The organism is Sphaerisporangium sp. NPDC049003 (genome assembly GCF_043197795.1).
Classification (GTDB): domain Bacteria; phylum Actinomycetota; class Actinomycetes; order Streptosporangiales; family Streptosporangiaceae; genus Sphaerisporangium.
Genome location: NZ_JBICTU010000004.1, coordinates 38,109 through 62,460 on the forward strand (window position 1 = coordinate 38,109; position 24,352 = coordinate 62,460).

Sequence of the window (24,352 nt, forward strand, 5' to 3'; positions counted from 1 at the left end):
CCTTCTTTCTCGGGGGGTGGTGAAGCCGATGTCAGCGGACGGCGGGCTCGAACGGGTGGTAGCAGGCGACCTCATGCCTCGGGGACAGTTCCTCCAGCGGGGGAGGAGCGGCCGTACACGCCGGGGTGACGGACGGGCACAGCGCGGCGAAGCGGCAGCCCGGAAGGAGCCGGCCGTCCACGTCGTCGGTCGCAGTCCTGGTGCGGATCCGGGGGGTGAGGTCGTCGGTCAGGTCGAGTGAGGGCACGGCGTCCTGGAGGGCGACCGAGTAGGGGTGGCGGGGACTGTTGGCGATGTCCGGCGCTGCGCCCTGCTCGACCACCCGCCCGGCGTACATCACGGCGGTCCGGTCGCACAGGGACGCGACGACGCCGAGGTCATGGGAGATGAACAGCATGGCCAGGCCCTGCTCGGTGCGCAGCTCGGCCAGAAGCTCCAGGATCTGCGCCTGGATGGAGACGTCCAGGGCGGAGACCGGCTCGTCGCAGACGAGCACCTCGGGGCGCAGGATCGTGGCCCGGGCGATCGCGGCGCGCTGGCACTGGCCGCCGGAGACCTCGCTCGGGCGGCGGCCGGCCATCTGCTCGGTGACGCCGACCCGGCCGAGCTCAGCCAGCGCCCGCGCGCGCCGTTCCCTCGGGGTGCCCTTGCCGTGAACCCGCAGCGGTTCCGCGACCGAGTCGAGCAGCGACCGCTTCGGGTTGAACGACGCGGCCGGGTTCTGGAAGATCGCCTGCACCGAGGCCCGCAGCCGCCGGTCGTGGACGCCCACGGGGGCGCCGTGCAGCGTCAACCGGCCGCCGCTCAGCGGGACCAGGCCGAGCATCGCCCGGGCCGTGGTGGACTTCCCGCATCCGGACTCCCCGACCAGGCCGAGGATCTCCCCTGGGTAGAGCCGCACGGAGACTCCCGAGACGGCTTCGGGGCCGCCGCCGTACCGCACGGAGCCGTTCTCCAGCGTGAAGATCGGTCGCTTCCGCTCCGTCATCGGCTCGCCTTTCCTGGGTGCCAGCAGGCGTACTCGTGGCCGGGGGCGTCGCCGAGCGCGAGCAGCGGCGGCTGCTCGTCATGGCAGCGCGCCGTGGCGTGCCCGCACCGGGGCCCGAAACGGCAGCCGGGGGGCGGGGCCAGCAGGTTGGGCGGCTGCCCGGGAATGGGACGGGGCAGAGATTGCTCCGCCGCCCGGTGCCGCGGGATCGCGGCCATGAGCGAGCTGGTGTAGTGCATGCTCGGCCGGGCGAAGACGGCCCGCACCGGGCCTCGTTCGGCGATCCGCCCGGCGTACATCACGGCGACGTGGTCGGTGTGGCGGCCGACGACGCCGAGGTCGTGGCTGACCATCACCAGCCCGATCCCGAAGTTCGCGCACAACTCGTCGAACAGGTCGAGGATGCGGGCCTGCACGGTGACGTCCAGGGCGGTGGTCGGCTCGTCGGCGAACAGCAGCTTGGGACGGCAGGCGACGGCCATCGCGATGGCCACCCGCTGGCGCATCCCGCCGGACAGCTCGTGGGCGCGGGCGTGGACCCGACGGGAGGCCTGCGGGATGCCCACGGTCTCCAGCAGTTCGACCGCCCGCGCCGAGGCCTGGCGGCGGGTCGCCCGGGGGTCGCGGCGGACCGCCTCGGCGATCTGCTCGCCGATCGGCGTGATCGGGTGCAGCGCGCTCAGCGGGTCCTGGAAGACCATGGCGACCTCGCGTCCCCACAGCGCCCGGCGGCGGCGTTCGCCGAGCTCCAGCACCGAGTGCCCGGCGATCACGACCTGGCCGCTGATCCGGGCCGAGCCCGGCCGGGTGAGCCCCATCGCGGTGCGGGCCAGCACGCTCTTGCCGGAGCCCGACTCCCCGACGATGCCGAGGCGTTCGCCGTGGCCGAGTTCGAGACTCACGTGGTCGACCGCGCGGACCGTACCGGCACTGGTCGGGAACTCCACGACCAGGTCCCTGATGCTCAGCAGCGTGTCGTCGGGGGAGGAGGTCATCGCGCACCTGCCGTCGCGGCGTCGGAACGGGACAGGAAGCGGTCGGCGATCAGGTTCAGGCCGAGAATGGTCAGCAGCATGAACATCGACGGCACCGCGACCAGGCGCGGATCCTCGCTGATGAAGATCCGGCCATTGTTGATCATGCTTCCCCAGGAGGGCCGCTCGGGTGGCACGCCCATCCCGAGGAAGCTCAGGCCGCCCTCGATGAGGATCGCCGAGCCCACGCTGACCAGCGCGTACGCCAGGATCGGCTGGAGGATGTTGGGCAGCACGTCGCGCACCACGATCGACCACGTCCGGGTGCCGATCACCTGACTCGCCTCGACGTACTCCCGGCCCGCCACCGACATCGTCTGCGCCTTGGCAAGGCGGACGAACACCGGCGTCATCGGCACCAGGATCGCGATCATCACGTTGCTGATCGAGGCTCCGAGGAACGAGGCCAGCGCCAGTGCCAGCACCAGCCCGGGGAAGGCGAGGATCACGTCCACGACGAAGGAGACGACCCCGTCCACCCAGCCCTTGAGGTAGCCCGCGAGCATGCCGAGCGGCACGCCGATGAGGGCGGCGGCCGCCACCGAGCCGAACCCGATCCCGAGCGAGATCCGCGCCCCGGACAGGGCTCGGGCGAGCAGGTCGCGACCGTAGTTGTCGGTGCCGAGCCAGTGCTGGGCGGAGGGTCCGACGAGCCGTTCGGTCGCCGACATGGTCTCGGTGTCGAGGTGGAGGAACAGCGGCAGCGCCAGAGCGGCGAGGCCGAGGAGCACGAGCCACGTCAGGGACAGCGCGTCGGTGAGCCGCCAGGCGCGCAGCCGCCGTCGCCAGGTGGCGCTCGCGGCTCCGGCCGCCGGGAGGAGTCCTGTGCTCACGCGACCGGCACCTCGCGCCCGCGCCTGACCTGGCGGCCCACCATCCGCGTCTTGCGCAGCCGGGGGTCGATGAAGCCGTACAGCAGGTCCACGACCGCGTTGATCAGCACGAACGAGGTGGCCGCCACCAGCACGACCCCCTGCACGGTGACGTAGTCGCGGGCGCTGACCGACTGGGCCAGGATCGACCCCAGGCCGGGCAGGCTGAACAGGTTCTCGATGATCACGCTCGACCCGATCAGCACGCCGACCACCACGCCGAGTGAGGTGGTGAGCCCGAGCAGGCTGGGCCGGAACGCGTGCCGCACGGCCATCCGCAACGGCGAGATCCCCTTGGCACGGGCGACGTTCATGAACTCCTGTCCGTACGTCTCGACCAGGTCGGCTCTCAGCACCCGCTGGTAGAGCGCGGCCGGACCGGCCGCGAGCGCGAGGGAGGGCAGCAACAGCGAGCCGAGGTTCTGCCCCAGCCCGGCGCCGATCGGGATGAAGCCGTTGGCCGGGTACAGCCCGAGCTTGATCGCGAACACCCAGATCAGCACGAACGCCAGGACGAAGGAGGGCACCGACACGGCCACGAACACCAGCGAGCTGATGCCGCGGTCCACCGCCGTGCCCCGCTTGATCGCGGCGACGGCGGCCAGGGGCACGGCCACCGCGAGCGCGATGATCTGGCTGAGGACGATGAGCTCGACGGTGACCGGGATCCGCTGGAGGATGATGTCGGCGACCGGTTGCCGGTTGGCGTAGGAGCGGCCGAAGTCACCCCGCAGGATGCCGCCCAGCCAGGTCACGTAGCGGTCGGCCAGCGGCCGGTCCAGCCCGAGCTCCCGGTGCAGCGCCGCCACCGCCTGGGGGGTGCCCGCCTCGCCGAGGATCGCCCGTGCCGGGTCCCCCGGCAACAGGTTGAGGCTCAGGAAGCACAGCATCGACACCACGAGCAGCACGGCCGCCAGGCGGGCCAGCCGCAGCATGACCGTCCGCGTCCTCATCGCGGGCCCAGGTGAACGCGGACCGTGTGGCGGCCGGGACCGAGCCTGACCTGCCCGGCTGCCGCCGAGCCCCCCGCCTCCAGAGCACCCTCGGCCTCCAGTGCGGCGCCGGTCGGCGCGTGCACGGTCGCGTACGCGGCGCCGGGCACCTCCAGTTCGTGCTCGACGACTTCGCCGGACCATCTCCAGTGGCTGCTGATCGGGCCGGCCGGGCTGTCGTAGGCGGACCTGACCCAGTCGAGGTCGCGGGTGTAGGTGGCGCGCACGGCGATCTCGCCGGTCCAGGTGGTCTCCGTCGCGTCGATTCCCGCCACACCCTCGAACAGGTGGCGGCCGACCGCGCCGAGGGCGCAGTGGTTGAAGGAGTTCATCTCGGCGGTGGCCAGCGTCCCGTCCGGCTCGATGCCGTTCCACTTCTCCCAGATCGTCGTCGCGCCCTGGCCGACCATGTAGAGCCAGCTGGGCATCTGGTCGCGGAGCAGCAGCCCGGCGGCGAAGTCCGCATGCCCGTGGGCGCTCAGGACGGGCAGCACGTGCTCGACGCCGTGGATCCCGGTGGTCACGTATCCGATCCGCTCGATGCTCTCGCGGAGCCGGTCGGCCATCGCCCGCGCCGCCTCGCCCCGCACCAGGCCGTACCCGACGGCCTGGGCGTAGGCGGTCTGGGTCGCCTCCTTGATGCTGCCGTCGGGCAGCAGGAACGCCTCCAGGTACGCGGCGCGGATCCCCTCCGCCCTGGCCGCGAGCCGGTCCGCCTCGCCGTCCTCGCCCAGCCACCGGGCGATCTCCGAAAGCTGGACGAAGGAGCGGTAGCTGTGCCCCGTCCCGACGATCGGCCGGGGAGTGGTCGAGTACGCGCCGGTGTACTCGAACCCGGTGTGCCGCTTCAGCCCCTCGCGCTCCGGCAGGGACAGCCAGTCCCCGAAGTCCGCGCCGGTCTGGTTGACGCGCAGGCCATCGGGGTTGGCGCGGTCGACGTGGCCGAGGAAGCGCACCATGGCAGGAAGCAGCCGCCGCGCGGCGGCCAGCTCGCCGTACCGCTGGACGAGCAGGTGCACCAGCCGGATGAAGCCGTCGGACCAGCCGGGCGCCCCCGGGCTGAGCGAGCTGGGCGGCACGGCCGGCGCGTAGTTGCGGATGACCCCCTCGGCGTCCTGGGTGTCGGCGGCGTCCTGCGCGAACTTGGCCACGAACGCGGAGACGTCGAAGTGGTAGGCGGCGGTCGGGGCGATCACGCCCGCGTCGCCCAGCCAGCCGTGCCGTTCGTCCCGCTGCGGGCAGTCGGTCGCGGCCTCCAGGAAGTTGTCCCGTACGGTCCACTCCACGTTGCTCGCCAACCGGGTCAGCCGGTCGTCGGAGCACTCGAACCAGCCGGTCCGGGTCGGCAGCCCGGTGACCGAGCGCGCCTCGATGGAGGTCTCCGGCAACACCTTGTACCCGCCGTGCGGCGTCGTCGACGGCAGCCCCCACACCTCGGCGTAGCGGAAACCGTGCATCGTGAACGAGGTCGAAAGGCTATGCGGCCCCCGGTCGGGAACGGTGTAGCGGTCCTCCTGGAAGGCGCCGCGCAGGTTGTCGCGGTAGACCAGCAGGTCCGGCGTGAGGATCTCGCCGTGCCGCACGATCAGCTCGACCGAGGGCGCGCAGGGGGTGGTGAGCCTGGTCCAGCCGACCAGGTTCTGCCCGAAGTCGAAGATGGCCGGGCCTCGCGCGTGCTCGTGGACCAACCGGCCGGGGTGGACCTGGTAGCCGGTGATCGAGTCGTGCGGCTGCGGCAGCACCAGCTCGGGCGCCCCGGCGAACGGCCGGGCCGGAGCCCAGGCGCTGTCGTCGAACCCGTTCAGGTGCCAGCCCCCGGGCTCCTGCCGCAGGTCCTGGATCTCGCCGCGCAGCAGGTCGGATGCCTGGAGGGCGCCGTGCCCCGTGCGCCATCCGCCGTCGGTGGCGACGACGGGGACACCGTCGACCTCCAGTTGCGCCAGGAAGGCCGGCCGGTCGCCGTAGTGGCCGGGCTCGTTGAGCAGGCCGAGGCGTCCCGCGTACCAGCCCTTGGCCAGGACGGCGGTGAGAGTGTTGCGCCCGGGCCGCAGCGCCGCCGTGCCGTCGAAGGTCTGGTGGTGGACGCGGATGGCGTAGTCGGTCCAGCCGGGCCGGTACAGCTCGCCGGAGGTCAGTTCGACGCCGTTGAGCCAGAGGCGGTAGAGGCCGAGCGCGCTCGCGTACACCCGGACCGTGCCCACGTCCTCGACGTCGAACTCGCGCCGCAGGTACGGGCAGGGGTCCAGACTCTCACGCGGGAACGCCACCGGCTCGGCGGCGATCCACTCTGCCCGCCAGTCGGCGGGCGAGGTCAGCCCGACCTCCCACGACGCGACCTCGCTCGCAAGGCGCAGGCCGGAACGATCCACGGCGGTGACCATCCAGTGCAGCCGCTGCCGCGCGGCGGGCTCCGGCCCGCCGTAGCCCACCCAGGGGCGCTCGCCGCCGCCCGACCACAGCACCGAGCCGTCCCGCAGCGCGCGCTCCGATTCGGCGACGGACACCTCGAATGAGGTGCCGGGATCTATCCGGGCCTCCGGCGCGACCGACCAGGACAGGCGCGGCGGCGTGCCGGGCATGCCCAGCGGATCGACGCGCCCCCCGGTGCGCAGCGAACCCAACGCCGAGCTTGTCTGCTGCCTCATCATCGCGAACTGCCCTTCTGGTTTTCGGCCCTCCGGAACGCGCCTCTGTAACGCACCGTTCACACGAGCGGAATCGTGCGCCACCTCGCATCGACCTGTCAAGGATGAGAACCGAAGTTCACATGGGTGAACTTTCCGTAGAGATTTGATCTACTATTTAGATCTTTGATAGCTAGTTTCACATATGTCTGATTTTGGTGTTAAGTGCATGATTAGGCGAATTCGGTTCATGTACATGAACATGGGTCCAACCTCTTGACCCTGCGCCGCACGGTGGGGCAGCATCGCGCCATTCGTTTCGATTACGGCGCGTCCGTCTGTGCGCGCGCCCCCGGTGCCCGGGGGCGCCAGGCCCGCCGGCGGCGCGACACGAAGATCACATGGTTCGGCACTCGGCGTCATGGGTCGAACGCGGATAGTAACTTCGTCGTGAAGTTGATCTATGAGGACGTCCCTCAGAGTGGGAGTTCAAGATTGATGTCACAACGATCCAGATCCGCGATCACCGCCCTGGCCTGCGCCCTGTCGGCGCTGCTGGCCGCATCGGGGACGCAGGTGGCGGCCGGTACGGGCGCGAGCGCCGCCACGTCCGTACGGCAGGCCGTCACGCGAGCCGCGGCCGCGCCGTGCGTCCGGCCGGGGCAGGCGACCTACCCCGTCAGCTACTACTGGAAGAACGCACTCGGCATGCAGCTGGGCAGCGGGTCGGTCTCGGTCGACACCTCCCCACCCCTGTGGGGCGGGCAGATCACGCCGGGCGGCACGTTCACCCTCACGCTGACGCACCGCACGGCCCGGTGGCCGCTACTGGTCAGCCGATACACCACCATGTGGGACCTGTCGTCACTGCTGGCCAACGCTGACGTCGTCAGCCAGTCGGGAGCCGGCTCCATCAGCGGCACCACCCTGTCGATCCCCTCGCAGGGCACCAAGACCGACCCATCCCCGAAGGTCATCACCTTCCAGGTGAGGCAGGGCACCATCGGGGGCTCCATGACCATCCGGCCGACCGGGATCAGCAGCGTCATCGCCGCCCCGGGCCAGCTCGGAGCCAACACCCCCGCCCCGCCGATCCAGATCGCCGGCGGGCAGTCCATCTCACCCACCAAGGCCGCCGACGACACCTCCACCACCACGCAGGGCACAGCCGTCAGCGTGCCAGTCCTGGCCAACGACACCGCGAACTCGCCGACGATCAGCGGTGTCACCAAGCCGGGCAACGGCACCGCGACGATCTCCGGTGGCAACGTGATCTACACACCCACCGCGGGCTTCAGCGGCCCCGACACCTTCACGTACACCATCACCACCGCCTGCGGGACCAGCACCGCCACGGTCACCGTCACGGTCACCTGCGACTACACACCGGTCAACCTGGTCAACGGAAGCTTCGAGTCGCCACCCGTGGCCACGATCAACAGCTCCATCCCCGACGCCTCCATCAACCCGAGCGTCGGCTGGCACACCACCGCCACCGACAACAAGCTGGAGTTCTGGCACAGCGGCCAGACCGGGGGCGGGAGCATCGCCGTCCCGGCGGCGGACGGCCAGCAGTTCGCCGAACTCAACGCCAACCAGGTCTCCACGCTCTACCAGGACCTTCCCACCGTGCCGGGAACACCGATGACCTGGTCGCTGTACCACCGAGGCCGCGCGGGCACCGACGTGATGCGGGTGCTCGTCGGCGCACCGGGCGCGACCGTGGCTCAGGTCCCCACCGGGGCCGCGTCCCCGGACATCTCCGACGGCAACACCGCCTGGGGCTTCTACACCGGGGTGTACATCGTGCCTCCGGGACAGACGACCACCCGATTCGCCTTCGAATCGGTGTCGGCGGCGGGGGGCAGCCAGGGAAGCGGCAACTTCCTGGATGGCGTGGTGTTCGGAACGCCGCCCTGCCTGTACCCGACCAAGAAGGCGGCGAGGACGGGCGGCTCCCCGGGCGCGCGCCTCAACCCCGGCGACGACCACTAGTAAGGCGGTCCGGGGACCACACCGAAGTGGGGTCCCCGGACGTCCCCCCGTCGCCGTCGTCACGCATCCGTCACCGCCAGGCCGAGCCTGGCGGTGACGGATGGGGACCGGAGGTCGTGCCTACGGCGTCCAGGGAGAGCTGACGACCCAGCTCACGTCGGCCGCCCACGAGGTGGCCGAGTCGAACGCATTGGAGCCGCCATTGCTCGCGATGTACACGGTGTCGTTGTAGTGGCGGATGAACCTGGTCGGGAAGTTGTACGACGCGAACGAGGTGCCCTGGCCGCTCTTGCCGGCCTGCGGGCAGAACGTCGCGTCGGAGCGGAACAGCGCGGTGCCGTCCATCGGCTGCCTGAACAGCTGGTAGTTCGAATGCCGCAAGAAGTCACCGGGGAAGTTCCTGGACTCGAACGACACACACGAGTTGTTCGCGAGGCCGCGGCGCACGATCCACGACGCGTCGCCCTTGTCGACGGCCGAGCTGCCGGACGTGATCACGGACGTGACCGCGTTGTTGTTCTGGTGGCGGATGTGGCGCGTCGTACAGCACGCCGTGGTCGCGCGCAGCGAGATCGTCGATCCCGGGTTCAGTGTGCCCCCCGCGACCGGGCTCGCCGCGCCGTATCCGACGGAGACGATGTTGGCCTGCACCGAGTTGTCGGCCGCGTCGGTCGGCAGACCCGCCGTCATGACGCCTTCGAAGAAGGATCCGATGGACCCGTTGCTGTTGTCGCCGCCCGTGCCGAGGACGATGGAGCCCTCCTGGTGCATCGGGGAGTAGCCGCCGCGCGTGGGCTCCGGTCCGGAGTACCGCGTCGTGAGGCCGCCCGATTGCGCGTTGCCGTCCTTGAGCGCGAAGAAGTTCTGGCCGTTGTTCTTCAGCAGCGCGGTCACGAACGGAGCGCTGTTGCCCGTGTTCGACGAGTTCTGGCTGGGGCCGGCGCTGGACTGGAAGAGGCCGTTCTCCAGATCCGCCTGAACCCAGGGGCCGGCTCCGTAGCACGGCGCGAACCAGCATTCCGTACCGAAGTTGATGGCGTCCATGTGGCCGTTGCCGGTGTCGGCGATCTGCACTTCCACGTTGCCGTAGTCGAAGCAGCACCTGTTGTTCACGTGGGTGCCTGACGTCACCATGTACATGCCTTCCGGCTGGCCGTTCACGGCGACGCCCGACGCGGCCGTGTGCCGGTAGCCCATGAGGCCCGAGAACGACGCCCCGTAGACCGTGTGCCCGCCGGCGGTCACCGGCAGCGCGTCCGCGGGGACGCCGGAATTGGCCGGCCCCGCCGTACCCGCAGGCTCGATGAACAGGTCGTTGTGGCGGGCGGTCTGGTCGTAGATGACCGTGATGACGCACGCCGTGTTCGCGCAGAACGAGTCCTGCGCGGCGGCGTTCGCGTAACCCCCGGCCGCCAGTAGGCCGATGTTCTGCGTGGCGTTGTCCGAGGAGCGCCGCACCTGGTAGAGATTGCCGCCGTAGGCCGCGAAGAGCGCTCGCGTGGTGCTGTGCGCGGCCACGCACGGCGTGCCGGCGGAACCGTAGATGTCGCAGGGGAGTGGCCCCGCGGCCTGGGAGACGCCGGGTAAGCCGACCAGCGTGCCGGCGATGAGCGCGACCGCCGTGGCCGCGAGCAGTAAAGCCTTTCTCACGCGCTGAAGTCGAGACCGAACGATCGTGACCATTTCCGCTCCTGTGGGGGGTGACACGTGAATGCCTGAAGCGCGGATCGGCGATCGGCAATTTGTTAGCGCTAACAAATATGCCGTCGATTCGTGGAGTGCCGATGTCCGTTCGACTAGATCATCCCGCGCTTCTCACGGGGTAGGGGCTCGTCGGAGGTATTCCGGCTGGCGCTCCGTCGCGGCCCGCGATCACGAAGAGAGGGGCGAGCGCGCCATCCGAGCCCGGAGTGAACGCCTCCGGACCTCATTAATGTTTGCGCTAACATTTCACGGCGTCCATTGGGCATTTTCCACTCCTCCGGATCCCGGCGATGGTAACCCCGGTATGAGACGGCCACAAGTGCCATGCCGCGAACCCGCCGCCCGACTCTCGCCACGGCACGCCCTCGCGCTGGCCCGGCCATGTCCGGCTCCCCAAGACGCCCACCCGAGCGGATGTAACTTTCACGCCTCTGCCCACCGCTTGGCGCGGTCGCCGCGGCCGGTCCGCGCCGCCCGTCCCGCGCCGCGTCCTCGCGGCGCGGGAGCAGTGTGACCCAGGTGGCTGACTGCGAAACGTGAGGAGTCAGATCAACGGAAGGCGGCGTATTCCCGTCATGGTCGGTGCGGGCATGAACTCCACGGGGTCATCCGGATCGGTGCGCAGGGGATCGAACCGGTCGAGCAGGATGTTCAGCGCCACGCGTCCCTCCAGCCGGGCCAGGGGCACGCCGAGGCAGAAGTGGATGCCGTGGCCGAAGGCGAGATGCGGGTTGGGGGCACGACCGGGGTCGAAGGCGACGGGGTCGGGGAACTGCCGAGGATCTCTGTTGGCCGATCCGAGCCAGACCATGACCATTTGATCGGCCGGTATCGTCACGCCGCCGAGCTGGGCTTCGCGGGTGGTGGCGCGGCCGAGCAGGGCGAACGGGGTGAACAGGCGCAGGGATTCCTCGATGACGGCCGGGATCGAGGCGCGGTCGGCCCGCACCCTGTCCTGCTGCTCGGGGTAGGCGTCCAGGCAGAGCACGGTGTTGCCGAGCAGCATCGTGGTGGTGATGTGCCCGGCGAGCAGGAGCACGATCGCGAAGTTGACCACCTGGTCGCCGGGCAGCCGTTCGCCGTCCACCTCGGCCTCGACCAGCCGGGTGAGCAGGTCGGTGCGCGGCTGCCGTTTGCGTTCCGCGGCGTGGGCGGCGAGATAGTCGGCCATTTCCTTCCACGGTCCCAGCGTGGCCTGGACTTCCGCCTTCTGCGCGTCGGTGGGCTCGGCGAGTGAGACCTTGGTATCCCGCTGGAACAGCGCGTCGGCCCATCGCTTGAACAGGGCGCGATCGCTGCTGGGCACCCCCAGCAGTTCGGCGATGACGATGACGGGGAGCGGGTAGGCCAGATCGGTCACGAGTTCGAACCGGCCGCGATCGCGCGCCGCGTCGAGCAGCTCGTGGGTGAGGGCGGCGATCCTCGGCTCGAGATCCGCGACCACCTTGCGGGTGAAGGCGCTGCTGACCAGCTTGCGCAGCTTGCCGTGCTCCGGCGGGTCGATCTGGGTGATGAAGCCGTCGAGCGAGAACTCCTCGCTGTCGGGCTTCATGCTCTCGGGGACCACGCGCAGGGTGTCGGAGGAGAACGTCGCGGGGTCGCCGAGGACCTCCTGCAGTTCGGGGTAGCCGTAGACGTTCCACATCCCGGCGCGGGCGTCGAACTCGACCGCCGGGCCCGATCGCGGACCGCGCAGCCAGAAGAGCTGTTCGGGGATGTTGTAGCGCTTGACGATGTCGGTCATCGTCTCTCCTTGGTCGTGATTTCACTGCGGCAGAGCACGCGCTCGGAACATGACCCGGTACCCCGTGGCCATGTTCCGCCGCGCCGGCAGAGCTTGGAAGTCGACCCTTTTCCGCGTTCATTCGGCGCTCCGGTTGTCGTCTCCCTTCTTGCGGTATTCATGCCAGCGCTGGAGGAACTCGTCCGCGTCGCGCTCGGTGAAGGCGAAGAACTCCTTGGTCTCCTTCAGCCGCTCCCGCTGCTCGGGCCGAGCGTCGCCGATGACCGACATTCCGAACTCCAACGCCTCCAGGGCCGGTCGCAGGGCGTCCATCTGGACCCGCATGACGTGCGCCCATCCGCCGCTCACCACCTGGTAGCGATGCTCGCGGTTCGGCGTGGGGACGCGCTCGATCATCCCGGCCATCTCCAACTGCCGGGCGACCATGCTGATCGCGGTCTTGCTCACGCCGAGCTGTGCGGCCAGCTCGGTGAGCGACTGGTGGGGCGGCTCGCAGATCAGCAGCCACGCGTGCAGGCGGCCCATCGTCCGCGTCGCGCCGAGACGATGAGGGCCAGGAGCGCCGCGACGATCCAGGAGGAAATCTCCATGAGGGACGCCTCGGAGACCAGTGACCTGGCGCTGGCCACGGTGGTTACCAGTCGTAAGTAGCCTCATGATGCTTCACTATTGACCCCCACCGGCAAGAGCCTCATTCCCCCCGCGCTGGCCCTCGCCGGCTGGGCCATCGAGCACGTCGCGCACATCGAGGCCAGCCGAGAGGCCTACCAGGCCCGAAACCGATGACCCGATGCCCGTGCCCAGCCAGGGCCGGTATGACGGTGGCGGTCATGGCGCCCGTTCAGCGTGATCGCAGAAATGCCAGTGTGCGGTGCAGCAGCAGCGTGGCGGCGCCGGCGTCGTAGGACGGCAGCGAGCTGTCGGCGAAATAGTGCTGGTCGCCGGGATAGAGATACAGCTCGGCGTCGGGGGCCTCCTCGACGAGCGCGCGGGCGGCCTCGGCGTCGCCCTCGTCACGGAAGACGGGGTCCGCGTCCATGGCGTGGATCCGTACCGGGACCTCGGCGGGCCACGGCCCGAAGTAGGAGGTCGGAACGCACGAGTACACGAGCACGGCGCCGCGGGCGCCGGGCCGCGTCTGGGCCAGTCTCTGCGCGTTCAGCACCCCGAGCGAGAACCCGACGAAGACGACTTCGGCCGGTAGGCCCGAGACGGCGCGGGTGCCGCGATCGAAGATCTCCTCGACGCCGAGCTGTTCCGAGTACGCCACGCCGGCGTCCAGCGTGTCGAAGGTCCGGCCGTCGTACAGGTCGGGCGTATGGACGGTATGTCCCTCGCCCCGGAGTTCCTCGGCGAAGCCGATCACGCCCGGGGTGAGGCCCTGGGCGTGATGAAACAGGACCACTTCGGCCACGGTGACCACCTCCATGACGGCATCCGAGGATACCCGCCTGGCACGTATCGCCGCGGGACCGGCCCCGTCAGGCGGCGCCGGTTCGCGCCGCGGTGACCACCATCGCGGTGTAGCGCATCGTGAAGCGACCTCCCACGGCGTCGACGGCGGCTCCGATGCCCGCCAGCACCTCCGCCTGACTGGCAGGCGGGAACTGGGAGTGGACACCGGAAGTGGGCAGCTGGTCCAGCCACTCGTCCCGGGTGTAGGACCGTTCCCAGTCGAATAGCCACTCCTCCGGGTCGCCGAACGCGCCCGTCGCCCGTACCCCGTCGGCCGCCCTGGTGCTCAGCACCGAGTACCCGTCCGACGCGGCCTTCATCCGGGGGGCGAGCGAGTCGGGCATCACCCGGCGGTAGACCTCGGAGAAGGCTTCCACCAGGTTGGGCGGGGGCTGGAACGCGTTCCAGAACACGGCCAGCCGGCCGCCGGGCCGCAGCGCGTCCGCCGCCTTCGCCGCTCCCGCGACCGGGTCCACCCAGTGCCAGGCCTGCCCGGAGACGACGGCGTCGAACAGCCGGCCGGCGGGATCCCAGGCTTCGAACGCCGCGACCTCGACCTCAAGCCCCCGCTGTCGCGCCCATTCGGCCATCCGCGCGTCGACCTCGACCCCGAGCACCCTGCAGCCGGCCGCCTGGAACTGCCGGGCGGCGATGCCGGTACCGCAGCCGACGTCGACGACGTCGGGGCCGGGGCTCGCGGCGACGACGCGGTCCACCATGGCGCCGGGATAGCGGGGCCGGGTCCGGTCGTAGCGTTCGGGGTCAGAGCCGAATGACTCTGCCAGCTCACGGGCCTGATGAGGCTCGCGCTCGGAGAAGGGCACTCGTTCCGGAGGTACAGTGGGCATGTGCCCACCATAGTGGGCAACCGCCCACTCGACAACCGGGTGTGCCTTGGCGACGAAAGGGATGGATGCACGGTGCCGACAGGGGTGGCCATTCGCGACGCGCGCGAGCAGCTGTTCGACGCCGCCGAGCGTGTCCTGCTCCGGGACGGGCCGAGCGCGCTGACGAGCCGGGCGGTCACCACGGAGGCGGGCTGCGCCAAGGGCGTCCTGCACCGGCACTTCGCCGACTTCGACGGCTTCCTCGCCGAGCTCGTGCTGGACCGCATAGCCCGGATCGACCACCAGGCCGCCGCGCTGCGCGACTCCGCCGGGACCGGCACCGTCGCCGGCAACCTCACCGGCGCGCTGACGGACCTGTTCGGGTCGGTCGCCGTGGCGATCGTCGGCCTCGTCATCTCCCGGGACGACCTGCGCGCCCGGCTGCGCCAGGCCAGGCCGACCGGCGTCCCGCTCCTGACGGAAGCCGCGGCGATGATCGCCTCCTACCTCAGCGTCGAGCGCGAACTGGGCCGCATCGCGGCGGACGCCGACGTCGACACGCTCGCTCCCGCGCTGATCGGCACCGGGCACCTGCTCTTCGCCGACCGCAAAGGCACCCCGCCGGAGCCGGGTGCCGTCCACAAGGCCGTGGCCACCGTCATCGCCGACGTCGTGCAGAGACGGCTTCTGTGAACGGTCCAGCGGCTGGGAACCGGCCGCGCCCAGGAGCGGCGGGCGTGGAGGTCCGCTGAGCCTGCCTTCCCCCGAGGGCATGGGCGAGGTCACGCCGGGTGGTGACCCCGAGCTTGGTGTAGATCTTCTGCAGGTGGTTGTCGACGGTGCGCACCGAGAGGACCAGGGTCTGGGCGATGTCCTTGCTCGGGGTGCCGCCGGCGGCCAGAAGCGCGATGTCACGCTCGCGCGCGGTCAGGGGAACGGCCTCGTGGCCGGTGGCCAGAAGAGGTGTGTCCGCGCCTTCGCAGCGCGCCCTCAGCTCCGTGGCGCGTGCGGCCGTCCCGCCAGCCATTCCACACGTGCCCGGCTCAGCGCGTTCCACGTCGCCCCCTGGCCTGCGGCTCGCCCGGTGAGCAGGCCGGCGGTGCCGCGCGCTCCGATCTCACGAGCCAGCGCGAGCCGGCCGTCCTCCGCCGCCGCGTGCGTGAGCGGGAGCACGTAGGTGAACGCCGGGGAAGGCGGGGCCTGCTCGTCCCGCGGATGCGCCCGGTGGGCGCGCTCGGCCGCCTCGGCCAGGGACCACGCCTCACGGGTACGGCCGAGCAGCGCCAGCGCGGTCGCCTTCGACGAGGTCGCCCACAGCCACCCGTTCACCTCCTTCGCCCGGAGTTCCTCCCGCGGAAGCGCGTCCAGCAGCCGCACTCCCTCGGCGGGCCGGCCGGACATCGTGATCATGGTCGCCCTGTCGATGAGCAGGAGTTCGCGGTCGGCTCCATGGGGGACGCGGGAGAGCGCCTCGTCGTTGAGTTCGAGGGCCTCCTTCGTCCGCGCGCCCATCCAGAACAGGTTGTGGGTGCGCAGCCTGGTCGCGACCCGCCGTTCCCGTTCCGTGGACGCCTGCTCGTACGCGCCGGCAAGCACCGCCTCGGCCTGCCGGCACTGGCCCGTCTCCATGAGTGCCTCGCCGTACAGGAGCCGGGATCCGGTCGTGTGATGTTCGGTGTCCACCGTGCTCAGCAGGGCGAGGACGCGGGCATGGTCGCCGGCGCGGCGAGCCGTGGCCGCACCCCGTACGAGCAGGGCGGGGTCGGCGGTGCCGGTGGCCGCCAGCCGCCAGGAGGCGATGCGCAGCGCGTCGTCGTCGCGGCGGGCGCCATGAGCCTCGATCCGCTCGGCCTGGCGCAGCAGCATGGCCCGGCGCCTGATCAGGGGGGTCTGCGCGCGCAGAACCTTCCCGTACAGGGGGTGGGCCAGGGTCAGGCTGACACGCCGCCCGTCACCGGACGCGCGGATCACCCCGGCCCGTTCGAGGTCGATCAGGGTCTGGGGGAGGGCGTCGACGTCGAGCGGTCCCAGCGGCTCGCACAGCGCGAGAAGCTCCAGGAACCGACGTCCCGTGCCGCCGGCGCACGCCAGCCGCGCGTTGATCAGCTCGGTCAGTCTGGGCGTGTGCGTCGGCGAGCCCGTGGCCAGTTCCCACAATGTCCCCTCGCTCGCGAGTGCCCCGGCGCGGAGGGCTCCGAGGACCAGTTCGCGCAGGTAGAGCACGTTGCCGCCGGACGCGGTGAACAGCTCGTGCAGCGTGCGCCGTCCGACGGGTCCGCCGAGCACGGTCCGAAGCAGCTCCTCGACGGTGTCCTGGTCGAGTTCGGCCAGGTCGACCCGGCGTACCGAGTCCTCCCACCGTATGAGTTCCATGGCGCCGGTGACGGGCCCGTCCGTACGGATCGTCCCGATGAGGAAGATCAGGCCGACGTCCATGAGCTGCCTGGTCAGCACGACAGAGGCCGGGTCCAGCAGCTGCAGGTCGTCCACCAGCACCACCAGCCTGTTCCGCGCCGCCTCGGCCGGCGCCTTGGACACCGAGACGAATCCCGCCACCGGGCCGGCGGGGTCGACGTCGTACGGGAGCAGGTGGGCGATCGTCCCGAACGGGATCCTCGCCGCCGGCGCGCTCGCCGCCGCTCGCACCGCCTCGTATCCCTGGTCCACCGCCGCCGTCACGCACTCCTCCACCAGCCGTGACCTCCCGACGCCGGAGGGTCCGCACACCACGAAGCCCTGGATCCACGGATCGGCGAGCACCTGAGCGAAGCGCGTCAGCTCGTCGTGGCGGCCGACGAGCGGCCAGCGCCCCGTCAGCGGGTACGGGCCGGTGGACGTCTCGCCCATGGCGGCGGCGCCGGTCCATCGCCTCGTCGGTCCGCCGTTCGACCCTCGGCCTGCCGGAACGCCGGGACGCCGAGGGTACGTGACGTTGATCATTACGCTCCGCCTTTCCACGGTGGACGTTCCCCACGATGCGAAAGGCGGATTGAAGATTTCTTGCCGTTCCCTTGGGATCCGGTCCACGGGCCTTGAACATTGATCCCGCATCCGCCCCCGGTCCTCGCAGCCTCCTTGTTCACTACTCTGTGGTACCGTGTAGTGGTACTCGGTACTACAAAGTACCAGGAGATCGAAGAGGACCCACGATGGACGACCTGACGGAGATGCTGAAGGGCACGCTTGAGGGCTGCGTGCTTGAAATCATCGGCAGCGAGGAGACCTACGGGTACGCCATCACGCGCCGGCTTAACGAACTCGGCTTCGCCGACGTCGTCGAGGGGACGGTTTACACCATCCTGCTGCGACTGGAGAAGAACGGGCTCGTCCAGGCGACGAAACGACCGTCCGGGCTGGGCCCGCCGCGCAAGTTCTATGCGCTCAACGACGCGGGGCGCGAAGAACTCGCAACGTTCTGGGCCAAATGGGAGTACGTCACATCACGGATCGACAAGCTCAAGGAGGGCGGGAGATGAACTTCTGGGAGACCATGACAGGCAGCGATCTCACCAGGGAATGGAAGGCGTTCGAATCCCGGGCCGAGGCATTGCCGGCCGGTTACCGGGCGGCGTGGGAAGAGATCAAGGGCCATCTTTCTCCCTACTCGGACTTCACAGGTCGAAACCTGATGCCAATTCTCGACGGTGCTCTGGGGCTGCTCGAAGAGACGGCGGCCGATGGGCGGGGCATTCACGAGGTGCTGGGTGACGACATCGAGGGCTTCTGCGCGGCGCTGGCCGGCGGAGAAGGGGCTCAGAGCTTTCGCGACCGGTGGCGCGAGCAGTTGAACAGGAACGTCGCAAGGAAATTGGGCCGGCTAGGAGGCTGACGTGGGCATCCAAGACATCATCGAGGGCAAGAAGCAGTGGCGGGCGCACATGGCGCGGGTCAAGGCGCTCCCGCCGGACTACCAGATCGTCTACAAGGAGATTCAGAGGTACTTCTTCAAGGTCGGACCGATCGAGTTGCTTGACGGGTCCCTACTCTCAGGGATAGTCGATTTCTTCGAGGAGGGCGTCGCGGCAGGCAAGGGGGTCCTGGAACTCATCGGCAACGATGTCGCTGCCTTCTGCGACGACCTGATCAAGGACTCGCGCACCAACGCGGACATCTATCAGGAGTCCATCAGCGGGAAACCCGGCACGGCCGAGAAGTAACATCCGTCGACCCGGCCTTATACCATTTGATCAGCGCCAGCGCCTGCATCAACGGAATACTGAATGACAGCCGATGAGGTCCGAGGGCCTGTGATCCACATGCGGGGCCTGCAGAAGTCGTTCAAGCAGCTGCGGGTGCTGCGCGGCGTGGACTTCGGCGTGGCGCGGGGCAGCATCTTCGCCCTGCTCGGCTCCAACGGGGCCGGCAAGACCACGGTCGTGAAGATCCTGTCCACGCTGCTCAAGGCTGACGCGGGCACGGCCGGTGTCAACGGCTTCGACGTCGCCACGCAACCGGCGAACGTGCGGGAGTCGATATCGTCGCGTTCGCCTTCGCCATGAACACCTACCGCCGCAGGACCGCCTAGGTAGCTGTTCGGCGCGACCTGGCTCAACATGATCGATGACCAGGCGACGGGCCTGGGCGGCACTGACGTCCCCTTCAGCGACTCAGAGGCCTTCGGGGCCCTGGCCCGCCATCCACGACAGGTTCCAGTAGGAGCGCACCGTGCGGAAGTCGGTGAAGAACAGCCTGGTGGAACAGCGGTTGGACCGGTAGGTGCACGTCGCGGGTCGGCCGTCGTCCCCGCCAATGATCACTCCGGCCGCGAGGACGCTGCTGAAGTCGCTGGTGAGGGTGAACACGGGTCCGCCGCTGTCGCCGCTTCCGCTCGCCAGCTCCCCTTGAAGCTGGTCGCCGATGGACACCGCCCGGGAGATGTGGGTCCCCCAGTCGAGCGTCGAGTCGGTCTTGGTGATCTTGATGTCGCAGTGGGCGCCGCTCCACGCGCCCGAGGAGCACACCAGCGAGCCCTTCCGCGCGGCCGAGGTCCCCACGACCGGCTTGGTGAACTCCGACCCGTCCAGCACGCCGCCGTCCCACATCCAGCCGGTGACGAACTTGCCCGAGTCCACCGCGATGAGCGCGGAGTCCAGCGCGGGATTGACCGCCTCGACATGACCGATCACCACCGGGCCGCCCGTGGCGGAGTTCCCGGTGCGCACCTGGTCTCCGACGGAGTAGCAGTGCGCGGCCGTGATGAGCTTGGCGGGGTAGACCCAGTCGGGGCCCGCCGGGGACATCAGCCCGCCGAAGGACGTGCTGCATTCGCCGATCTGGATGCCCCCCTCGAACGGAGAGGCGCCGCCCCATCGGCCGTCGTAGGGAGTGGGCGCCGACTCCACTTCGGTGTTCACCACCATGGGATCGGCCGGGGCATTGCCGGCGGCCGTCCCCGCGGCGCGGGTGACGCCCAGTTCCAGGCCGCTGCCGTCCGCCAGCGGCGTCACGCGATGGACGTCGCCACCGGCGCTCAGCCCTCGACTGCGGATGATCTCATCGGCGCGCTCGCGCAGCTCGTCGGCCGAGTACGCCGCCGGGTGCACCCGCACGCGGACGCCCCGCGGCGCCTTCGCCGCCACGGCGTCGACCGCCTTGGGCGCGGCGCCCTTCCAGTACAGGTGGACGATGCCGTCCGGCACGTCCAGCACCACGCCGGCGAAACCGGTGCCCGCGGCCCGGCCGGAGGCCTCCAGGTCGTCAGCCAGTGCGAGCATCGGCGCCTGCCGGCGAGCCAGCTCCGTATCGCGGGTGGAGGACACCGACCGGCCATGGCCCGGATCCGCGTCCGCCGGCGGCAGGGGGAGGAGAAGGGTGGCACCGGCGGCGACCAGCATCGCCATCGTCAGCCTTGTGCGCCGGGCCGGCCAGGGAGTAGGACGTGACATCTCTCGCCTATCGTGTGGTGAGGCGACGCCCGGATGGCGTCGACGACGGGAAGAATCATCGCCGCCGACCCGCCACCGCCGGATGAGCAATCACTACTCAACGTCCGGAGGACCCTGGTATGCGGAGCATGACCGAGGGCCCTTTCTGGACACCACGATTCCCGAACCGTCGATGAGACGACGGCCATGAAGCCGCCGATCGTCGACGACGAGCCGGCGGGCTGGGTCGCGGTCGAGCCGCGGACGGCGTACCCCAATGATCGTGTTGTCGGTGGGGCCGGTCACCGCCTCACCCCTCGGTGGAGGTGTCCGGGCCATCCGGCGCCGGCGGTGGCGAGGAGCCGAGGTTGACCTGGCGGAAGTCGCGGCCCTGGATGACCGGGCCGTAATGGGTGCCGCCGTGGATCTCGTTGCGCACCGATCCGGTGTCCTGGGCCGTCGAGGGCCGCGGTGACGGCGGGCCGGTCCGGCGGTCGGCGAGAAGCCCGTAGATCGCCAGGGCCAGGCCGGCCAGCCCGATGAACACGCCGATCACGCTGGCGAGCTTGTCGGCCTTGTCGAGTCCGACCGTGGTGAAGTAGACGCCCAATCCGATCACGGCCACCGCGACGAGGGCGCCGCCCACCCATCTCGCAACACGTCCTGACATAGCCCAATCATGCAGCCACCGTAAGGTCGCGAAAGGTGATCGGGGCAATTGGTCAGGGCGGCGCCGCGCGGCGCGTCGCGGAGGCCCGCGGGGCACCGCCGCCGCACTGATTCGGCACGCGGTGCGAGCGCCCCAGACGGGGATTCGGACGTCCGTTCCGCTGATTTCGGCACACGGAACATTCCGGACATTTGGCGGTAATTGATCGTCTATACGGTCACGGGCATTACCAGGTTCCTCAAGGAGCGTGTGGTGCCCAAAATCCGCTTCACCGTCACAGCTCTTCTCGCCCTCTCCCTCACCGTGACGCTCACACCGGCGGCCGCCACGGCCAAGGACCACCGGCCGCGCGTACTCGACCTGGAAACGCTCACCGGCGCCCAGGCCGAGGCCATGATGGCCAAGGGACAACTCACCTCCGTTGAGCTCACCCAGGCCTACCTCGACCGGATCGCGGCGCTGAACAAGCGCGGGCCGGGGTTGAACGCCGTGACCCAGATCAACCCGGACGCACTGAAGCAGGCGGCGCTGGCCGACCGCCAGCGGAAGGCGGGCCAGGTCCTCGGGCCCGCGCACGGGCTGCCGATCCTCCTGAAAGACCTCATCGACGTCACCGGCATGTACACCTCGGCCGGCAACTACTCCCTGCGCAAGTCGTACCCGGCGACCGACGCGGGCATCACCAAGAAGCTGCGTGAGCGCGGGGTCGTGGTCCTCGGCAAGGTGGGGCTCTCGGAGTTCGCCAACAGCTTCGGCAACCAGCCGTCCGGGTTCAGCAACCTCACCGGGCAGGTCGTGAACGGCATCGACGCCGACCAGAACCCCAGCGGTTCCTCCTCCGGAACCGGCACCGCCATGGCCGCGGCGCTTTCCACGCTCGGGATCGGCACGGAGACCTCGGGCTCCATCATCAGCCCGTCGAGCACGCAGAGCCTCGTCGGGCTGCGGCCGACCGTCGGGCTCGTGCCCGGGTACGGGATCGCGCCGATCAGCGCGTCGCAGGACACGGCGGGGCCGATGGTGCGCAGCGTGTCGGACGCGGCGATGACGCTCGCCTCGATCGCCGGTCCCGACCCGGGCAGCGACGCGGAGTACAGCGCGATCTTCGGACCGGACTACCTCGCCACCGGCGTCATTCCGGCCCCGCCCGCGCGGTTGCCTGACTACATGGCGGCCCTGGACGTCGACTTCGTCAAGGGCAAGAAGATCGGATACAACGGCACGCTGACCGACGGCACCCCGCTCAAGATCGCGTACGACGCGCTCACGGCCGCCGGCGCGATCATGGTGCCGCGTCCCACGGCGACCGTAGGCACGCTGCCGAACCTGCCGAGCGGGTACGAGCAGCACAAGACCATCGACGAGTACTACAAGCGCCTAGGCTCCAAGGCGCCGATCCAGTCGCTGGTCCAGGAGGTGGCCGACAACCAGGCCAACGAGCAGCAGGCCCTGAAGTTCGGCAACAACAGCCACCTCAACGCGTCGCTCGCCGACATCACCCCCGGCGGGGCCAACGAGATCGCTTACCGGACGAACCTGCCCATCCGCAAGGCCGCCTGGCACAAAGCCATCGACGACATGATGACCTACACCAACTCCGACCCGGCCCAGCCCGCCGACCCCGTGATCGCGATCCTCGGCAGCGTCCCCAGCGGGCCGCAGGCCGGGTACCCGACGATGACGATCCCCATGGGGTACGCCGCCACGACCCGCCGCGCGGTCAACGTGCAGGTCCACGGGAACGCGTACGACGAGTACAACATCATCGGCGTCGGGTACGTCATCGAGCGGGCCACCCGCCTGCGCCAGACGGCCGCTTCGGTGAACCCGAGCATGTACCGCTGCGCGCACACCGTCCCGGCGCCGCCCTTCGCCAGGCGCGGGCACTGCAACCCCGACTACGACACGATCATGGACCTGCTCGGCCGAGCGCCGCAGCCGCTGCGGTTCTCGCTGGAGACCGAGTCGGCGCAGAGCCTGAGCGCCCGGCTCGCCGCGGGCACGCTCACCTCCGAGGAGCTCGTCAAGGCGTACCTCTACCGGATCGCGCTGACCAACGCCGAAGGCCCGGCCACGCAGGCGGTCCGCTCGATCAACACCGACGCCATCAAGGAGGCCCGGGAGCGCGACCGGGAACGCGACAAGGATAAGCGGGATAAGAATGGCCAAAAGCCTCCGCGCGGGCCACTGTACGGCCTTCCTGTGCTGCTCAACGACGGGTTCGACGTGGACTCGCTGGCGACGACGGGCGGCTCGATCGCCCTGCAGGACCTCCGGCCGTCCGGGGACTCGACGGTGGTGGCCAAGCTCAAGGCCGCCGGGGCGATCATCCTCGGCAAGACGAACATCTCCGAGCTGAACGGCGTCTTCGACACGAACATGCCGAAGGGGTACTCCTCGCTCGCCGGTCAGGTGCTCCTGCCGTCCGACACCGACAAGACTCCGGCCGGTTCGTCCGGCGGGTCGGCGGCGGCGACGGCCTCGGGGCTCGCGGCGTTCACCATCGGCATGGAGACCTCCACCGACTCGGCCCAGCTGGTGGCCCCCGCCGACGCGGCGGGCGTCGTCGGCCTGAAGCCGACGGTCGGCCTGGTCAGCCGCACCGGCGTCCTGCCCGTCGCCCGGTCACAGGACGCGCCCGGCCCGATCACCCGCACCGTGTACGACGCCGCGAGCGCGCTCACGGTGATCGCCGGACCCGACCGGGCCGACCCGGCGACGGCGGGCGCGCCCGTCAGGAACTACACCGAGGGCCTGTCCGCGACCGCCCTGCGGGGCAAGAAGATCGCCGTCGTGGCGAGCACGGCCGCGCCGTACCCCGCGATGGTGACGGCCCTGCAGTCGCTCGGGGCCACGACGACCCAGGTGACACCCGGCACGCCCAGCCCCGACCCGGCGAGCGTCGTGCCGAGCGAGTTCAAGCGTGACCTCGACGCCTACCTGGCCGGCATCCGGCGCGGACCAGGAGCCCGGTCGCTGCAGGCCCTCATCGACTACAACAACGCCAACCCCGTGGAGGGACTGAAGTACCAGCAGGGCCAGCTTCTCGCCGCCCAGGCCGTCGACCTGTCCGACCCCGCCACCAGCGCGGCGTACAAGGCCGACCTGGAGGCGGGCAAGTCGTCCAACCGGGCGTTGATCGACGGAATCCTCACCAACGGAACGCCGGACGACAAGTCCGACGACTTCGACGCCGTCATGGTGCCGAGCGGCAGCGCGCTCGTCGGATACGCCGACCGCGCGGGTTATCCGGCGCTGACGCTCCCCGCCGGGTACGGCGCCACGGCCAGCTCGGCGGGCCACAACCCGATCGGCGTCACCCTCGTCGGCACGGCCTTCAGCGAGGCGACCCTCCTCGCCGACGGCTACGCCCTCGAACAGGCGACGAACGTCCGTCTCGCCCCCAGTTACACCAACCCGAGCATGTGGCGGTGCGTGCCCGGCAGCACGTTCTTCACCGGGGAGCTGTGCAACCCCGGCGACCGCCTCCTCACCTCCCGATCCCGCCACTGACCTCCACCCAAGGGGCCCGCGCCGCCGACCGGCGCGGGCCCTGTAATCGCATCCATGAGTAGTGAGGAGT

General features: G+C 70.1%; 21 protein-coding genes. 7 read left to right on the forward strand and 14 right to left on the reverse strand.

The genetic code is table 11. The annotated features are described in order from the left end of the window. Positions 1-31: 31 nt before the first annotated feature. The 5 genes from ACGFIV_RS05210 to ACGFIV_RS05230 are packed head-to-tail and all read right to left on the reverse strand — an operon-like array spanning position 32 to position 6,531. Positions 32-988, reverse strand: a complete 957-nt coding sequence (locus ACGFIV_RS05210) for an oligopeptide/dipeptide ABC transporter ATP-binding protein (RefSeq protein WP_358550726.1) — start codon at positions 986-988, stop codon at positions 32-34. Continuing rightward, positions 985-1,983, reverse strand: coding sequence for an ABC transporter ATP-binding protein (locus tag ACGFIV_RS05215; RefSeq protein WP_358550724.1), 999 nt, complete (start codon positions 1,981-1,983; stop codon positions 985-987). Before ACGFIV_RS05215 ends, ACGFIV_RS05210 begins: the two co-directional genes overlap by 4 nt. Next, the gene (locus ACGFIV_RS05220; RefSeq protein ID WP_392832156.1) at positions 1,980-2,855 is read right to left on the reverse strand and encodes an ABC transporter permease; all 876 of its coding nucleotides are present in this window, start codon (positions 2,853-2,855) and stop codon (positions 1,980-1,982) included. The genes ACGFIV_RS05215 and ACGFIV_RS05220 overlap by 4 nt, the downstream gene beginning before the upstream one ends. After that, positions 2,852-3,847, reverse strand: coding sequence for an ABC transporter permease (locus ACGFIV_RS05225; RefSeq protein WP_392832158.1), 996 nt, complete (start codon positions 3,845-3,847; stop codon positions 2,852-2,854). The genes ACGFIV_RS05220 and ACGFIV_RS05225 overlap by 4 nt, the downstream gene beginning before the upstream one ends. Continuing rightward, positions 3,844-6,531, reverse strand: a complete 2,688-nt coding sequence (locus ACGFIV_RS05230) for a family 78 glycoside hydrolase catalytic domain (RefSeq protein ID WP_392832161.1) — start codon at positions 6,529-6,531, stop codon at positions 3,844-3,846. Before ACGFIV_RS05230 ends, ACGFIV_RS05225 begins: the two co-directional genes overlap by 4 nt. Positions 6,532-7,008: 477 nt before the next feature. Here ACGFIV_RS05230 and ACGFIV_RS05235 point away from each other — a divergent pair, with 477 nt between their 5' ends. Continuing rightward, entirely contained in the window at positions 7,009-8,505 is a 1,497-nt protein-coding gene (locus ACGFIV_RS05235; protein WP_358550716.1) for an Ig-like domain-containing protein, read from the forward strand. A 120-nt stretch (positions 8,506-8,625) separates the two neighbouring features. Here ACGFIV_RS05235 and ACGFIV_RS05240 read toward each other — a convergent pair whose 3' ends face one another. The 5 genes from ACGFIV_RS05240 to ACGFIV_RS05260 form a co-directional block, all read right to left on the reverse strand. Further along, on the reverse strand, positions 8,626-10,155 hold the full coding sequence (locus ACGFIV_RS05240; RefSeq protein ID WP_358550714.1) for an alpha-L-arabinofuranosidase B: 1,530 nt from the start codon (positions 10,153-10,155) through the stop codon (positions 8,626-8,628). Between the two features lie 598 nt (positions 10,156-10,753). Continuing rightward, positions 10,754-11,953 (reverse strand): cytochrome P450, encoded by a 1,200-nt coding sequence (locus tag ACGFIV_RS05245; RefSeq protein ID WP_358550712.1) that lies wholly within the window; start codon positions 11,951-11,953, stop codon positions 10,754-10,756. Between the two features lie 117 nt (positions 11,954-12,070). Further along, a complete protein-coding gene (locus ACGFIV_RS05250) occupies positions 12,071-12,478 on the reverse strand; it encodes a MarR family transcriptional regulator (protein WP_358550710.1) in 408 nt (135 codons plus the stop codon). Positions 12,479-12,794: 316 nt separating this feature from the next. Continuing rightward, positions 12,795-13,382 (reverse strand): dienelactone hydrolase family protein, encoded by a 588-nt coding sequence (locus ACGFIV_RS05255; RefSeq protein ID WP_358550708.1) that lies wholly within the window; start codon positions 13,380-13,382, stop codon positions 12,795-12,797. Between the two features lie 52 nt (positions 13,383-13,434). Further along, a complete protein-coding gene (locus ACGFIV_RS05260; RefSeq protein ID WP_358550706.1) occupies positions 13,435-14,256 on the reverse strand; it encodes a class I SAM-dependent methyltransferase in 822 nt (273 codons plus the stop codon). 72 nt (positions 14,257-14,328) lie between these two features. On the opposite strand from ACGFIV_RS05260, the gene ACGFIV_RS05265 reads away from it, so the two are divergent. Next, positions 14,329-14,928 (forward strand): TetR family transcriptional regulator, encoded by a 600-nt coding sequence (locus ACGFIV_RS05265; protein ID WP_358550704.1) that lies wholly within the window; start codon positions 14,329-14,331, stop codon positions 14,926-14,928. Here ACGFIV_RS05265 and ACGFIV_RS05270 read toward each other — a convergent pair. Together ACGFIV_RS05270 and ACGFIV_RS05275 are read right to left on the reverse strand one after the other, a co-directional pair. Beyond that, positions 14,894-15,262 (reverse strand): helix-turn-helix transcriptional regulator, encoded by a 369-nt coding sequence (locus tag ACGFIV_RS05270; RefSeq protein ID WP_358550702.1) that lies wholly within the window; start codon positions 15,260-15,262, stop codon positions 14,894-14,896. The two genes, ACGFIV_RS05265 and ACGFIV_RS05270, sit on opposite strands and share 35 nt — an antisense overlap. Then, positions 15,226-17,082, reverse strand: a complete 1,857-nt coding sequence (locus tag ACGFIV_RS05275; RefSeq protein WP_392832169.1) for a hypothetical protein — start codon at positions 17,080-17,082, stop codon at positions 15,226-15,228. Before ACGFIV_RS05275 ends, ACGFIV_RS05270 begins: the two co-directional genes overlap by 37 nt. A 302-nt stretch (positions 17,083-17,384) precedes the next feature. Between ACGFIV_RS05275 and ACGFIV_RS05280 the strand changes: the two genes are divergently transcribed. The 4 genes from ACGFIV_RS05280 to ACGFIV_RS05295 all read left to right on the forward strand — a co-directional run bounded on the left by ACGFIV_RS05280 (position 17,385) and on the right by ACGFIV_RS05295 (position 18,734). Next, positions 17,385-17,711 carry a PadR family transcriptional regulator gene (locus ACGFIV_RS05280; RefSeq protein ID WP_358550698.1) on the forward strand — a complete coding sequence of 109 codons (327 nt, stop codon included), beginning with the start codon at positions 17,385-17,387 and terminating at the stop codon, positions 17,709-17,711. Beyond that, positions 17,708-18,064, forward strand: coding sequence for a DUF1048 domain-containing protein (locus ACGFIV_RS05285; RefSeq protein WP_392832173.1), 357 nt, complete (start codon positions 17,708-17,710; stop codon positions 18,062-18,064). The genes ACGFIV_RS05280 and ACGFIV_RS05285 overlap by 4 nt, the downstream gene beginning before the upstream one ends. 1 nt (position 18,065) lies before the next feature. Further along, the gene (locus ACGFIV_RS05290) at positions 18,066-18,392 is read left to right on the forward strand and encodes a DUF1048 domain-containing protein (RefSeq protein ID WP_358550694.1); all 327 of its coding nucleotides are present in this window, start codon (positions 18,066-18,068) and stop codon (positions 18,390-18,392) included. Between the two features lie 63 nt (positions 18,393-18,455). Continuing rightward, on the forward strand, positions 18,456-18,734 hold the full coding sequence (locus ACGFIV_RS05295) for an ATP-binding cassette domain-containing protein (RefSeq protein ID WP_358550693.1): 279 nt from the start codon (positions 18,456-18,458) through the stop codon (positions 18,732-18,734). A 108-nt stretch (positions 18,735-18,842) separates the two neighbouring features. Here ACGFIV_RS05295 and ACGFIV_RS05300 read toward each other — a convergent pair whose 3' ends face one another. Continuing rightward, positions 18,843-20,075: a hypothetical protein gene (locus ACGFIV_RS05300; protein WP_358550691.1), complete on the reverse strand. Its 1,233-nt coding sequence runs from the start codon at positions 20,073-20,075 to the stop codon at positions 18,843-18,845. A gap of 334 nt (positions 20,076-20,409) precedes the next feature. Beyond that, entirely contained in the window at positions 20,410-20,769 is a 360-nt protein-coding gene (locus tag ACGFIV_RS05305; protein ID WP_392832177.1) for a hypothetical protein, read from the reverse strand. Between the two features lie 252 nt (positions 20,770-21,021). Between ACGFIV_RS05305 and ACGFIV_RS05310 the strand changes: the two genes are divergently transcribed. Further along, entirely contained in the window at positions 21,022-24,282 is a 3,261-nt protein-coding gene (locus ACGFIV_RS05310; RefSeq protein ID WP_392832180.1) for an amidase family protein, read from the forward strand. Positions 24,283-24,352 lie beyond the last annotated feature (70 nt).